The organism is Cypionkella sp. (assembly GCF_030652235.1).
In the GTDB taxonomy this organism is placed as follows: domain Bacteria; phylum Pseudomonadota; class Alphaproteobacteria; order Rhodobacterales; family Rhodobacteraceae; genus Cypionkella.
This window is the reverse complement of sequence record NZ_JAUSBA010000060.1, coordinates 23,739-35,693: the sequence shown is the minus strand read 5'-3', so window position 1 is coordinate 35,693 and position 11,955 is coordinate 23,739. Positions and strand designations below refer to the sequence as shown.

Sequence of the window (11,955 nt, the reverse complement as noted above, 5' to 3'; positions counted from 1 at the left end):
TGTGTGGGGGCGGGGGCCACCCCCCCCACCCCCGGGATATTTGAGCACAGAGGATGACAATTTTAGGCAAATTGTCTGAAATTTGTTATTATTCTTTGCACTCAGCGTGCAGCACAGTTTCCTCGCCGCCTTTGGTGCCGTCTTTCCAGTAAAGCGTGCCCTCTGGGCCCTTGGTCCACCAGACATAGCTGGAGCCATCGGAGGGCCAGCCATAGCGTGCGCCAGAGGCGGCTTCCTCGGCAAGTAGTGTGACAGTTTCGCCTTGGACGGTGAGTTTGAGGTTGCCGTCATTGCCTAATAGGGTGGTGATTTCGGTGCCGTCCGCGCAAAGGTATTGCGTGGCGTTCGGATCGGAGGCGGATGGATCGGCACCGTCGGGCGTGCAGGCGGCAAGCAGCGCCAGCACAGCGAATATGCGGATCATTGCAGGCGATCTTCGACGGAAGCGGCCATTGCTTCGGCCCTTGCGGCGATTTCGGCGAGAGTTTCGCGCAGGCCGGGCGGGACCACAGCGACTTCGATCTTCTCACGCTCGGGCTGCGGGCGGGCTTCGATCTCGGCCAGTTTCAGTTTCAACTGACGGTTTTCATCCTCGATTGCTGCGGTTTTATCCGCCAGCATCAGGCCCGCCATCAACAGCATACGGGCTTCCGGCAGGCGGCCCATTTGCGCGACCAGAGGCGTGGCTTCGGTATCCAACATCGCCGCAGCGCCGCGCAGGAAATGTTCCTCACCGGGTTGGCAAGAGACGGTGAAATTGCGGCTGCCGATGGTGATTTCGATATCAGGCATTGGCGGCGGCCTCCTCTATCAACGGGTTCAGCGCGGCGATGATTTCTGACAGCTCTTCGGCCTCGGATGCCCGGGCGCTGCGCAGGGCCTCAAGTTCGGCCAGCATGGCTTTGTTGATATGCTCGGGTTCGGTGACGCCCAACTCTGCCACGTCGCGCAGGGCGGCGAGTTCTTCGTTCAACGCCGCAGAGGTCGCGCGCAGGCGGGCGAGTTCCTCGGACTGCGCGGAAAGTTGCGCGTTGAGTGCCGAGATTTCATCGGTCAGCGTAGATTTCGCGGCCTCATCCTTTTGATGCACCGCGCGCAGGCGTTCTTGCAGCTGCGCGTTGAGCATGCGTTCTTCGTCAAGCTGTTCGTTCAGCGCGGCGAAATCGCTTTCGGGCAGCATGGCCGTGGGGTTGTCTGATGGCATTGGCACGGCTGCGCTCAGGCTTTCCACCCCGCGCCCGATGCGTTCAAGGGCTGCGGTGATGCGCCGCTCTAGTTCTGCGATATCCTGCATGGGTCTTATGCCCTTTCTGTTTCTTCTGGCCCTGCCCTGCGCCATCGCTGCTGCGAATCGGCAAAACGGGCGTCAGTGCCGATCTTAGCCGCTTGGCGCGGGGCCGTCTTGTCTTTTGCGTCCAAGGCCTTGCGGGGCGCGCTTGATCTTGCCGCACGGGCTGTTATGGAGCTTTCAGCCCACCCCACACCAGGAACAGGACATCAACCTTGGATATCCAGACGCTTCGCACCGCCCACCCCGATCATTGGATGCGCGCCGCCGCCATCCGCACGCTGACTTTGGACGCCGTTGCCGCCGCCAACTCCGGCCACTCTGGCATGCCGATGGGCATGGCGGATGTGGCGACGGTGTTGTTTGAAAAGCACCTGAAGTTTGATCCCAAAGCGCCGCGCTGGGCGGACCGGGATCGGTTTATTCTGTCGGCGGGCCATGGCTCGATGCTGATCTATTCGTTGCTGTACCTGACGGGGTATGCGGATATGACGATTGAGCAGATCAAGAATTTCCGCCAATGGGGCGCGATTACCGCGGGCCATCCGGAATATGGTCATGTCGCAGGCGTCGAGACCACCACCGGGCCACTGGGTCAGGGCATTGCCAATTCGGTTGGCTTTGCGATTGCCGAGGAGAATTTGCGGGCGCGTTGGGGCTCGAAAGTGCAGGATCACTACACTTACGTCATCGCCGGGGACGGCTGTTTGATGGAGGGCGTTTCTCAGGAAGCCATCGGTCTGGCTGGGAAATTGCAACTCAGCCGCTTGATCGTGATGTGGGACAACAATGGCATCACCATTGATGGCAAGGTTTCGATGTCGGATGTGACCGATCAGCGGGCGCGGTTTGCGGCTTCGGGTTGGAATGTGCTGCATTGCGACGGCCATGATCCGGTGGATATTGACCGGGCTTTGACGGCGGCGAAGAAGTCGGACAAGCCGACGCTGATTGATTGCAAGACCCATATCGCTTTGGGCCATGCGGCGCAGGACACCTCAAAGGGCCATGGCGCTTTGACCGATGCGGCGCAGATGAAAGCGGCGAAAGAGGCTTATGGCTGGACTTCAGAGCCCTTCGTGATCCCCGCCGCGGTCAAAGCGCAGTGGGAGGCATTTGGGGTGCGCGGCGGTTTGGCCCATGCGGAGTGGGAGGCGCGGTTTGCAGCACTTTCCCCTGCGAAGCAGGCAGAATTTGAGCGGATTTTCGCGGGCGATGTGCCTGCCAAGCTGCCTGCGATCATTCGCGGGGTGAAGAAGGCGGCATCGGAAGCGGGCGCGAAGATTGCCACGCGTTCGGCGTCCGAAAAAGTGCTGGCGGCGGTGAACCCGGTGTTGCCGGAAACCATCGGTGGCTCGGCGGATTTGACCGGATCGGTCAACACCAAGACCGCTGATCTCGGGGTGTTTGGCGTCGAGGATCGCAAGGGCCGTTATGTTTATTATGGCATTCGTGAGCATGGCATGGCGTCAGCCATGAACGGTATGGCGTTGCATGGCGGGGTGCGTCCGTATTCCGGCACCTTCATGTGCTTCACCGATTATGCGCGGCCTGCGATGCGGCTGTCGGCGCTGATGGGGATTCCGGTGGTCTATGTGATGACACATGACAGCATCGGTTTGGGCGAGGATGGCCCGACGCACCAGCCGGTGGAGCATCTGGCGATTTCGCGCGCGACGCCAAACACCTATGTGTTCCGGCCCGCCGATCTGGTCGAGACGGCGGAGGCTTGGGAGATTGCGCTGAGCTCGAAGAACACGCCTTCGGTGCTGGCGCTGAGCCGTCAGAACCTGCCGACGGTGCGCAAAACCCATACCAACACCAACATGGTCGCCAAGGGCGCTTATGTGCTTGAAGAGGCTGTGGGCAAGCGTCAGGTCATTCTGATGGCGACGGGCTCGGAAGTGGAGATTGCGCTCAAGGCGCGCGATCTGCTGCAAGTCGAAGGCATTGGCACGCGGGTGGTATCGGTGCCGTCGATGGAATTGTTTGCGGCACAGGACGAGGCGTATCGCCGCAAGGTGTTGCCAGCGGGTCCGGTGCGGGTGGCAATTGAAGCGGGTGTGCGGCAGGGCTGGGATCGTTGGTTGCTCGGCGAGCGGGGCCGTGATGGCAAGGCTGATTTCGTTGGGATGTCGTCGTTTGGGGCCTCGGCCCCGATGGAACGGCTGTACAAAGAGTTTGGCATCACGGCGGAGAATGCTGTCGCCAAGGTCAAAGCGATGCTTTGAGTTTGACGGTGCGGTGGGGTTAAACCCCACCCTACCCTGCGCATATACGTTAGATTTCGATGGGGCCGCGCTTAATGCGCGGCCTTTTTCTTGCCGTTGATCGCGGACCATGCGGGCAGGATAATCTTGGTGACAACCGGGACCAGCACAAGCCCCAAGGCCAGACCCAGCACGCCGTCGCAGGCGGCGGTGACAGCCCATTCGACCAGACCAGCGGCTTGTGGCAGGGTTTCGGCTGCGGAGACGGCCCAGTGGTGGATGGTGCCGTAGGGTTCATGCTGGCCCAAAACATCCAAGCCATGCACGATGATGTTGCCGCCGACCCACAGCATCGCGAGGGTGCCGACGGTGGACAGAAAGCTCATCAGTTTTGGCATCGCAACCACGAGACCCCGGCCAAAGGCGCGGGCAGCAGAGGTTTTGCGATGCGTCGCCATGTGCAGGCCGACGTCGTCCATTTTGACGATCAAAGCCACTGCGCCGTAAACCACGACGGTGATCATGGTGCCGACGATGGCGAGGGTGATGGCCTCCATCCAGAAGCTACCTGCAGGGATCGCGGCAAGGGCGATGGTCATGATCTCTGCCGATAGGATAAAATCGGTTTTGATCGCGCCTGCGATCTTCTCTTCTTCCAGATGGGCAGGGTCTTTGGTGTCGAAATCGGCCTCAATCTGCGCGTCGGCATGGGGCATCAACGCGTGATAGACCTTTTCGGCACCCTCAAAGCACAGATAGGCCCCGCCCAGCATCAGCAGCGGCGTGATGGCTTGCGGTAGGAAGGCGTTCAGCGCCAGCAGGCCGGGCAGCAGGATGATCAACTTGTTCTTAAGCGAGCCTTTGGCGATGCGGTAGATGATCGGCAACTCGCGCTTGGCTTCAAAGCCGTGGACGTATTTCGGTGTGACAGCGGCATCGTCGATCACCACCCCCGCCGCTTTCGCCCCGGCTTTCGCCGCTGCCCCCGCAATGTCATCAATCGAGGCCGCCGCGACCTTTGCGATGGCCGCGACATCATCCAGAAGTGCCAGTAACCCGCTCATACCTGCCTCATCGCTGTTCTGCCTAAAGTATCTAGTTGCTGCACATGCAAAAGGCAAAGCCTGTGGCTTGTTAGCGCGAACAGGGGATGTTTGCGATAACATGTTGAATTTGCGTAATTTTTATACTTTTCGCCCGCGTCCGGCTTGCCTATAGCAAAATGGGATAGAGCTTGAAGCCAAGGGATGCGCGCATGATTACCATCGGGATCAATGGATTTGGCCGGATTGGCCGCTGCACTTTGGCGCATATTGCCGAATCCGCGCGCAATGATGTGCAGGTGGTGGCCATCAATGCGACCGGGCCGATTGAGACCAATGCGCATTTGTTGAAGTATGATTCAGTGCATGGACGATTTCCGGGCGTGGTGAAGATCTCGGGCAACGAGATGGACCTAGGCCGTGGGCCGATGCGGGTGATGAGCACCTATAACCCTGAAGAATTGGATTGGGACGGTGTCGATGTGGTGCTGGAATGTACCGGGCAGTTCAATGATCGCGATAAGGCGGCTGTGCATCTGGGGCGCGGGGCGAAGCGGGTTTTGATCTCGGCCCCCGCCAAGCGTGCAGATATGACGGTGGTGTATGGGGTGAACCATCGCGGGCTGACGGCGGACCATCATGTGGTGTCAAACGCGTCTTGCACGACGAATTGTCTGGCGCCGCTGGCGAAGGTTTTGAACGACGCCATCGGGATAGAGAGCGGGATCATGACCACGATTCACAGCTATACCGGTGATCAGCCGACGCTGGACCGCCGCCACAAGGATTTATACCGGGCGCGGGCGGCGTCGATGGCGATGATTCCGACGTCAACCGGGGCGGCGCGGGCGTTGGGGGACGTGTTGCCGGAATTGGCGGGATTGCTGGATGGCAGCTCGATCCGAGTGCCAACGCCGAATGTGTCGGCGGTTGATCTAACCTTCATCGCCAAAAAATCGGTGACGGTGCATGAGGTTAACGAGATCGTGCGCGCGGCGGCATCCGGCTATATGGGCATGGTGATGGCCTATGACCCGGAACCCAAGGTATCAATCGACTTCAATCACACGCCACATTCATCTATCTTTGCGCCAGACCAGACCAAAGTGGTGGGCCGCTCGGTGCGGGTGCTGGCTTGGTATGACAATGAATGGGGCTTTTCCTGCCGTATGGCCGATGTGGCTGGGGTGATGGGGCGGCTGCTGCAATAAAGCGGAGATGCCGTGACCGACCGTATTGCTTTGGTGCTTGCCCTGCTGATTGCCGCCGCGATTGCGGCGGACGCGGTGTTCAACAGTGGTCACGCATCGGTGTTTTTGCTTCGCAAGCTTGGCGATCTGGTTCAATATCTGATGATCTGGCGGTAAGGGTTGCCTTTATCGTTGATTGTCACACCAATTTCGTGATGTTAGCGCTAGCATCTCGCGCGTGAGTCGCGCTGTTTTCAGGAGGTTATCTCATGGCCGTAAAAGTCGCCATTAACGGATTTGGCCGCATTGGCCGCAACGTGCTGCGCGCGATCATCGAATCGGGCCGCACCGATATTGAAGTGATCGCGATCAACGATCTGGGCCCGGTGGAAACCAACGCGCATTTGCTGCGCTTTGATTCGGTGCATGGCCGCTTTCCGCATGTGGTGACCACCACTGCCGACACCATCGACGTGGGCCGGGGCCCGATGCGGGTGACGGCGTTGCGCAATCCGGCAGAATTGCCTTGGGGCGATGTCGATATCGTTCTGGAATGTACAGGGATTTTCACCAGCAAAGAAAAATGCCAGGCGCATCTTGAGAACGGTGCGAAGCGCGTGCTGATTTCTGCTCCGGGTGAGGATGCCGACAAGACCATCGTTTATGGTGTCAACCATGACACATTGACCTCCAGCGATTTGATCGTGTCTAACGCATCTTGCACGACGAACTGCCTGTCGCCCGTCGCCTATGTGCTGAACAAGCTGATCGGCATCGAAAAGGGCATGATGACGACGATCCACAGCTATACCGGCGATCAGCCGACTTTGGACACGATGCACAAGGACCTCTATCGCGGCCGGGCTGCTGCGCTGTCGATGATTCCAACCTCGACCGGCGCTGCCAAGGCGGTTGGTCTGGTGCTGCCCGAGTTGAAGGGCCGTCTGGACGGCTTTGCCATTCGGGTGCCGACGCCGAACGTCTCGGTGGTCGATCTGAAGTTCATCGCCAAGCGGGCGACGAGAGTTGAAGAAATTAACGCGGCAATCAAGGAAGCGGCGACTTCGGGGCCGTTGAAGGGGATTCTGGGCTATACCGAGTTCAAGAATGTCTCGTCGGATTTCAACCATGACCCGCATTCGTCGGTGTTCCACATGGACCAGACCAAGGTGATGGACGGCACGTTCTGCTCGATCCTGTCGTGGTATGACAATGAATGGGGCTTCTCGAACCGGATGGCGGATACCGCTGTGGCGATGGGTAAGCTGATCTGAGGCAAGCGTAGGACGGAATTCGCGCGAATTACGACACGGATTCTGCGATAGAATTCGGTTTGGGGGTGCCTTTGGGCGCCCCCGTCTCGTTACGGCGAAAATGCACAAGCTATGCACAAAACGCAATGCCGCAACGCAGCATTGTCAGTTGTTGGCGCTAACGACTTTCCTATATTGTTATCATGCGAAAGGGACAAAGCCATCCGGGCCAAGTCATCGCAGAGGAAAAGGAAACATTATGAAATCGCTTATCGCTCAACTGCGCGCCGCTGCCGAGAAACATGCCCTGTATCGTCGCACCCGTGACGAAATTGCTGGGATGCCGCGCCGGGTCGCACTCGATCTGGGCATCTTCCCCGAGGATGCAGAACGTATCGCCCACAAGGCTGTCTGGGGTTAAGTTGCCAAGGCTCAGGCCCGCAAATCTACGACGTATCCGGGGGCCAGTCGGCCCCCTTTTTATGTGAGCAATACCAGCCCCTTGGAAAAGCGCCTCGCGTTGGCTTGGTAGCCGGTCGCTGATTTCAGCAGACGCGCTTGTGCCTCGGCGTCCAACGGGCGCACCACTTTGCCAGGCGCGCCCATCACCAAGCTGCCATCGGGAATCTCTTTGCCTTCGGTGATCAGCGCCCCTGCCCCGATCAGACAGCCTTTGCCGATTTTTGCGCCGTTCAGGATGGTGGCCCCCATGCCGACCAGACTACCTTCGCCAATGCTACAGCCGTGCAGCATCGCCTTGTGGCCGATGGTGCAGTTTGCGCCGATGGTCAGCGGATAGCCCATATCGGTGTGCAGAACCGAATTTTCCTGAACATTGCTGCCATGCCCGACGCAAATTTCTTCATTGTCGCCGCGCAGGATCGCGCCGAACCAGATGTTCGCCTCGGCCTCTAAGGTGATCTTGCCGATCAGCACGGCGGTATCGGCGACCCAAGCCGAGGGATCAATCTGTGGGGCGATACCGTCGAGGACGTAGATCATCGGGTTTCAAACTCTCGGTTCAGGGTACGGACGAAATCGGACAGATCAGGCTGGCGGTCGCGCTTCAGGCGTTCGGCTTGAAGAATGGCCGTCAACTCATTGAAAGCGCTGTCGATATCGCGATTGATGATGACATAATCATACTCGGCCCAATGGCTGATTTCATCGCGGGATTTCTCCATTCGGCCTGCGATGATCTCGTCAGAATCCTGCGCACGGGCGCGCAGGCGTACTTCCAACTCGGCAATCGAGGGCGGCAGGATGAAGATCGACACCACGTCACGGCCCAAGGATGAGTTGCGAATCTGCTGGCCGCCCTGCCAATCAATATCGAACAGGGTGTCGCGGCCCTCGCGCATGGCAGCCTCAACCGGGGCTTTGGGCGAGCCGTAGAAATTGCCGAACACCTCGGCATGTTCCAGCATTTCACCCGATTGCACCAAGGCTTCAAAGGCCTCGCGTGGGTGGAAATAGTATTCGCGGCCATCTTGTTCGCCGGGACGGGGTTGGCGGGTGGTGGCCGAGATCGAAAAGCGCAAGGTCGGATCCCATTGCATCAGCCTGCGGGCAAGCGTGGATTTTCCCGCCCCAGAGGGCGAAGACAGGATTAGCAGAAGACCACGGCGTGCCATATTTTATTCCACGTTTTGAACCTGTTCGCGCGTCTGATCTATCACGGTCTTCAGGTCAAGCCCGATGCGGGTCAAGCCAAGGCTTTGCGATTTGGAACAGAGCGTGTTGGCCTCGCGCATGAATTCCTGCATCAGGAAATCAAATTTGCGCCCCACTTGGCCCGGTTCAGCCAGCAACGCACGGGCGGCGTCGATATGGGCGCGCAGTCGGTCAAGTTCTTCGGTGACATCATTTTTCACCGCGATCAGGGCGAGTTCTTGGGCGAGGCGCGTCTCATCGACGCCTTCGGCATTGGCGAGGACTTTCGTGAGGGCGTCGCGCAGGGTGGCGGGGGCTGCGTCGCGGCGGGCGGTGGCCTCGGTGTCGGCAGCTTTGGTCTGATCGGTGATTTTGTCGAGCTGGGCGGCTATCACGCTGTTCAGGGCAGCGCCTTCGGCGGCGCGCATGGCTTGGAAAGCGCTGAGCAATTCGGGCAGGTCGGCGAGGATGGCGATGCGGATCGCGGTGGGGTCGGACTCGGAGCTGTTGGCGTCAATCACGCCACGCGCGGCAAGAACGTCAGCAGAGGTCGGTTGGCCCAAGGTGACACCTGCGGCCATGGCGGCATCTTCGATTTGGCCAAGCGCGGACAGGACCGCAGAGAGTGTGCCGGGATTGAGGCGGAGGGATTCAGCCCCGTCGGCCCCCGCATCGCGGGTGACCTTCAGCGACAGGCTGACATTGCCGCGTTGCAAAGCGCGGCTAAGTTCAGCACGCAGGGCGAGTTCCAAGCCGTCGATCCAATCGGGCAAACGCAGGCGCAGATCAAGGCCCTTGCCGTTCACCGAGCGGATGTCCCAAGCCCAAGTACAGCCCGCCCCCTGCCCTTTGCGCGCGGCGAAACCTGTCATTGAAACCGTCATTGCTTGCTCCTTTGGCACCGTGCGCCGGGGACGCAGAGGTGTTTACCATTTGTTTAGATTGTCTACAAAACGCGCTGCAACCGGTGTATATTAACTTATCAGTAAGCAATCTTAAGTTGTAGACTCTGCACGACCAGATTGCGAAAACCCGAAGCCTAGTGGAGGGCCTACGATGTTAACTTTCTTTGGTAAAGGCCCGTATGGCAAGGGCGGTGATCGCAGCAGATCCTCGGCGGATATGCTTGCGGTGTTGCAGGTGGTGCGTGGCTATTGGGAAGCGTTGCGGGTGGCGGGCGGTTTGCCTGCGCGTGGCCAGATCGATCCGCGCGGGATGGCCGATTGTCTGGACAAGGTGTTTTTGATCGAGCAGATCGCACCGGGGCTAGCGCGGTTTCGGCTTGCCGGAATGGCTTTGAACGATCTGCTGGGGATGGATCTGCGCGGCATGCCGCTGTCGTCTCTGTTTGAGCCGATGGCGCGGGCGCGGATGGGGCATGAATTGGAGCAGGTGTTTGCCTCGCCCGCGATCATGGAAGTGTGGCTGGAGGCAGAGCGTTCGGTGGGGCGGCCCGCCTTGTCGGGGCGAATGTTGCTGTTGCCGCTGGCGGGCGTTGCGGGCGAGCCAAAGCTGGCGCTGGGATGTTTGGTGACGGAAGGCCAATTGGGGCGGCAGCCGCGGCGGTTTGCAATTTCGGGGCTGGTGCGGGAATTGGTGACGGGGTCGGGTTTGCGCGTCGTGCCATATACCGAGGCGATGGAGCCTGCGCCGCCGCGCAGTTCGGGACGAGCAGAGTTGCGGCTGGTGAGTTCGCGCGGCTAGCAAGAAGGGGGCTTTCCGCCCCTAACCCCCGAAGATATTTGCACCAATGTGACATGCAAAAAGGGCGGGCAGTTGGCTCCCCGCCCTTTTTTTGTGATACTTTGGGTTCTTACAGAGCGACGCGCCGGGCGGATTCGCGTTGAGCCGAGAGCTCTTCAGACACAAGGAAGGCCAGTTCCAGCGATTGGCTGGCGTTAAGGCGCGGGTCGCAGGCGGTGTGGTAGCGGTCGGACAGATTTTCATCGGTCACCGCGCGTAGGCCGCCAGTACATTCGGTCACGTCCTGGCCGGTCATCTCAAAATGCACGCCGCCGGGCACGGTGCCTTCGGCTTTGTGGATCTGGAAGAATTCGCGAACCTCGCGCAGCACCGATTCAAAGGGACGGGTTTTGTAGCCCGAGGCGGCTTTGATAGTGTTGCCGTGCATCGGATCGCAAGACCAGACCACATTGGCACCTTCTTCCTGCACGGCTTTGATCAGGCGCGGCAGATTTTCACCCACCTTACCGGCACCAAAGCGCGCGATCAGGGTCAAACGGCCTGCCTCATTGGCTGGGTTCAGCTTGGCCATCAGCACCTTGAGATCATCTGCCGTGGTGGTCGGACCACATTTCAGACCGATCGGATTCAGCACGCCGCGTGCAAATTCAACATGCGCGCCGTCGGGCTGACGGGTGCGGTCGCCGATCCAGATCATATGGCCGGAACCTGCCACGTTCTGGCCGGTGATGCTGTCCACGCGGCACAGGGCCTCTTCATACTCCAGCAGCAGCGATTCGTGGCTGGTGTAGAAGTCAACCGAAGCCAGCGAAGGCGCGGTTTCCGAGGTGATGCCAGCCGCGTTCATGAAGTCGAGCGCGTCGGAAATGCGGTTGGACAGTTCGCGGTAGCGTTCGGCCTTGTCATGCTCGGCAAAACCAAGGGTCCAGGAATGGACGCGGTGGATATCGGCAAAACCACCCGTCGAAAACGCGCGCAGCAGGTTCAGCGAGGCTGCAGCCTGGGTGTAGGCTTGCAGCATCCGCGACGGATCGGGGCGACGCGCCTCAACCGTGGCGTCAAAGCCGTTGATGATGTCACCGCGGTAGGACGGGTATTCGACGCCATCAATGATTTCGGTATTGGCCGAGCGCGGCTTGGCGAATTGACCCGCCATGCGGCCGACTTTGATCACTGGAACTTTCGCGCCATAGGTCAGCACCACTGCCATTTGCAGCATGACGCGGAAGGTGTCGCGGATGTTGTCGGCCGAGAATTCGGAGAAGCTTTCGGCGCAATCACCGCCTTGCAGCAGGAAGGCCTTGCCCTCGCCCGCCAAGGCCAGTTGCTTTTTCAGCTTGCGCGCCTCGCCAGCAAAGACCAGCGGGGGATATTTGGCCAGTTGCGCCTCAACCGTGTTGAGTGCAGCGGTGTCCGGATAATCGGGCATCTGCAAGCGCGGCTTTGCGCGCCAATCCGACTTTGTCCAACCCTTGGTCATTGGAGTCCCCCCTCTGTTAGCGATATCGGGGCGGTATAGAAAAAATATGCGGGATTGCAAAGAGCGAAAGGCGGTGTTTGTGCATGGTTCGCCCTTGCGGAAGCCGTTATTTCCTGTTTCCTTGCGACGAAACC

The 11,955-nt window shown here is 59.6% G+C and carries 14 protein-coding genes; 6 read left to right on the top strand and 8 right to left on the bottom strand.

What is annotated here, in order from left to right:
- Nucleotides 1-88 precede the first annotated feature (88 nt).
- The 3 genes from Q7V03_RS20150 to Q7V03_RS20140 are packed head-to-tail and all read right to left on the bottom strand — an operon-like array spanning nt 89 to nt 1,294.
- Nucleotides 89-424 carry an MliC family protein gene (locus tag Q7V03_RS20150; RefSeq protein ID WP_304927379.1) on the bottom strand — a complete coding sequence of 112 codons (336 nt, stop codon included), beginning with the start codon at nt 422-424 and terminating at the stop codon, nt 89-91.
- Entirely contained in the window at nt 421-792 is a 372-nt protein-coding gene (locus tag Q7V03_RS20145) for a cell division protein ZapA (RefSeq protein ID WP_304927378.1), read from the bottom strand. Before Q7V03_RS20145 ends, Q7V03_RS20150 begins: the two co-directional genes overlap by 4 nt.
- Nucleotides 785-1,294, bottom strand: coding sequence for a hypothetical protein (locus tag Q7V03_RS20140; RefSeq protein ID WP_304927377.1), 510 nt, complete (start codon nt 1,292-1,294; stop codon nt 785-787). Before Q7V03_RS20140 ends, Q7V03_RS20145 begins: the two co-directional genes overlap by 8 nt.
- Nucleotides 1,295-1,503: 209 nt before the next feature.
- On the opposite strand from Q7V03_RS20140, the gene tkt reads away from it, so the two are divergent.
- Nucleotides 1,504-3,519 carry a transketolase gene (gene tkt / locus Q7V03_RS20135; RefSeq protein WP_304927376.1) on the top strand — a complete coding sequence of 672 codons (2,016 nt, stop codon included), beginning with the start codon at nt 1,504-1,506 and terminating at the stop codon, nt 3,517-3,519.
- A 71-nt stretch (nt 3,520-3,590) separates the two neighbouring features.
- Here the strand turns inward: tkt and Q7V03_RS20130 are convergent, their stop codons facing one another.
- Complete coding sequence (locus tag Q7V03_RS20130) at nt 3,591-4,562, bottom strand: DUF808 domain-containing protein (RefSeq protein ID WP_304927375.1); 972 nt, start codon at nt 4,560-4,562, stop codon at nt 3,591-3,593.
- A 191-nt stretch (nt 4,563-4,753) separates the two neighbouring features.
- Between Q7V03_RS20130 and gap (Q7V03_RS20125) the strand changes: the two genes are divergently transcribed.
- From gap (Q7V03_RS20125) to Q7V03_RS20110, 4 genes are all read left to right on the top strand, one after another.
- Entirely contained in the window at nt 4,754-5,752 is a 999-nt protein-coding gene (gene gap / locus Q7V03_RS20125) for a type I glyceraldehyde-3-phosphate dehydrogenase (protein WP_304927374.1), read from the top strand.
- A 12-nt stretch (nt 5,753-5,764) separates the two neighbouring features.
- Complete coding sequence (locus tag Q7V03_RS20120; protein ID WP_304927373.1) at nt 5,765-5,908, top strand: hypothetical protein; 144 nt, start codon at nt 5,765-5,767, stop codon at nt 5,906-5,908.
- 92 nt (nt 5,909-6,000) lie between these two features.
- Nucleotides 6,001-7,005, top strand: a complete 1,005-nt coding sequence (gene gap, locus Q7V03_RS20115) for a type I glyceraldehyde-3-phosphate dehydrogenase (protein ID WP_304927372.1) — start codon at nt 6,001-6,003, stop codon at nt 7,003-7,005.
- Between the two features lie 238 nt (nt 7,006-7,243).
- Nucleotides 7,244-7,405: a hypothetical protein gene (locus Q7V03_RS20110; RefSeq protein WP_304927371.1), complete on the top strand. Its 162-nt coding sequence runs from the start codon at nt 7,244-7,246 to the stop codon at nt 7,403-7,405.
- A gap of 59 nt (nt 7,406-7,464) precedes the next feature.
- Here Q7V03_RS20110 and Q7V03_RS20105 read toward each other — a convergent pair whose 3' ends face one another.
- The 3 genes from Q7V03_RS20105 to Q7V03_RS20095 are packed head-to-tail and all read right to left on the bottom strand — an operon-like array spanning nt 7,465 to nt 9,521.
- Nucleotides 7,465-7,986 carry a gamma carbonic anhydrase family protein gene (locus tag Q7V03_RS20105; RefSeq protein WP_304927370.1) on the bottom strand — a complete coding sequence of 174 codons (522 nt, stop codon included), beginning with the start codon at nt 7,984-7,986 and terminating at the stop codon, nt 7,465-7,467.
- Nucleotides 7,983-8,618 (bottom strand): guanylate kinase, encoded by a 636-nt coding sequence (gene gmk / locus Q7V03_RS20100; protein ID WP_304927369.1) that lies wholly within the window; start codon nt 8,616-8,618, stop codon nt 7,983-7,985. The genes Q7V03_RS20105 and gmk overlap by 4 nt, the downstream gene beginning before the upstream one ends.
- Before the next feature lie 3 nt (nt 8,619-8,621).
- Nucleotides 8,622-9,521: a YicC/YloC family endoribonuclease gene (locus Q7V03_RS20095; protein WP_304927368.1), complete on the bottom strand. Its 900-nt coding sequence runs from the start codon at nt 9,519-9,521 to the stop codon at nt 8,622-8,624.
- Nucleotides 9,522-9,693: 172 nt separating this feature from the next.
- Here Q7V03_RS20095 and Q7V03_RS20090 point away from each other — a divergent pair, with 172 nt between their 5' ends.
- Complete coding sequence (locus Q7V03_RS20090; protein ID WP_304927367.1) at nt 9,694-10,341, top strand: PAS domain-containing protein; 648 nt, start codon at nt 9,694-9,696, stop codon at nt 10,339-10,341.
- Nucleotides 10,342-10,450: 109 nt separating this feature from the next.
- Here Q7V03_RS20090 and Q7V03_RS20085 read toward each other — a convergent pair whose 3' ends face one another.
- Nucleotides 10,451-11,821 (bottom strand): class II 3-deoxy-7-phosphoheptulonate synthase, encoded by a 1,371-nt coding sequence (locus tag Q7V03_RS20085; protein ID WP_304927366.1) that lies wholly within the window; start codon nt 11,819-11,821, stop codon nt 10,451-10,453.
- Nucleotides 11,822-11,955: the final 134 nt, after the last annotated feature.

Excerpts from the sequence above, each read along its gene's own strand:
- gmk (WP_304927369.1), bottom strand. The coding sequence starts at position 8,618 with ATGGCACGCCGTGGTCTTCTGCTAATCCTGTCTTCGCCCTCTGGGGCG.
- Q7V03_RS20130 (WP_304927375.1), bottom strand. The coding sequence starts at position 4,562 with ATGAGCGGGTTACTGGCACTTCTGGATGATGTCGCGGCCATCGCAAAG.
- Q7V03_RS20095 (WP_304927368.1), bottom strand. The coding sequence starts at position 9,521 with ATGACGGTTTCAATGACAGGTTTCGCCGCGCGCAAAGGGCAGGGGGCG.
- gap (WP_304927372.1), top strand. The coding sequence starts at position 6,001 with ATGGCCGTAAAAGTCGCCATTAACGGATTTGGCCGCATTGGCCGCAAC.
- Q7V03_RS20110 (WP_304927371.1), top strand. The coding sequence starts at position 7,244 with ATGAAATCGCTTATCGCTCAACTGCGCGCCGCTGCCGAGAAACATGCC.
- Q7V03_RS20150 (WP_304927379.1), bottom strand. The coding sequence starts at position 424 with ATGATCCGCATATTCGCTGTGCTGGCGCTGCTTGCCGCCTGCACGCCC.
- Q7V03_RS20105 (WP_304927370.1), bottom strand. The coding sequence starts at position 7,986 with ATGATCTACGTCCTCGACGGTATCGCCCCACAGATTGATCCCTCGGCT.
- Q7V03_RS20090 (WP_304927367.1), top strand. The coding sequence starts at position 9,694 with ATGTTAACTTTCTTTGGTAAAGGCCCGTATGGCAAGGGCGGTGATCGC.
- Q7V03_RS20085 (WP_304927366.1), bottom strand. The coding sequence starts at position 11,821 with ATGACCAAGGGTTGGACAAAGTCGGATTGGCGCGCAAAGCCGCGCTTG.
- Q7V03_RS20145 (WP_304927378.1), bottom strand. The coding sequence starts at position 792 with ATGCCTGATATCGAAATCACCATCGGCAGCCGCAATTTCACCGTCTCT.
- Q7V03_RS20140 (WP_304927377.1), bottom strand. The coding sequence starts at position 1,294 with ATGCAGGATATCGCAGAACTAGAGCGGCGCATCACCGCAGCCCTTGAA.
- gap (WP_304927374.1), top strand. The coding sequence starts at position 4,754 with ATGATTACCATCGGGATCAATGGATTTGGCCGGATTGGCCGCTGCACT.